The following is a 249-nucleotide window of genomic DNA, read 5'->3' on the forward strand; positions in this document are numbered from 1 at the left end:
GTGCACCTCGTGGGCGAACCGGACGCCGGCGGCGTCGAACTCGTCCAGCACGGGGTTCCACCGGTCGGCGAAGTCCTGGTATCCGGCGTCGATCATCGACGCGGGCACCGGCGGGAACATCGCCACGGTCTTCCAGATGGAGGACCCGGTGAAGCCGACGACGGTGGACACGCCCAGCGCCCGCGCGGCGTGCGCGGTCGCCTTCATCTCCTCGGCGGCCCGGCGGCGGACGCCCTCGGGGTCGCCGTC

General features: G+C 73.5%; 1 protein-coding gene. It reads right to left on the bottom strand.

The window, feature by feature from the left end:
- The coding region (locus ACZ6JE_RS15415) for a sugar phosphate isomerase/epimerase family protein (protein WP_464319512.1) at positions 1-249 on the bottom strand (249 nt) is incomplete at both ends.

It is taken from the genome of Frigoribacterium sp. AC759 (assembly GCF_979256015.1).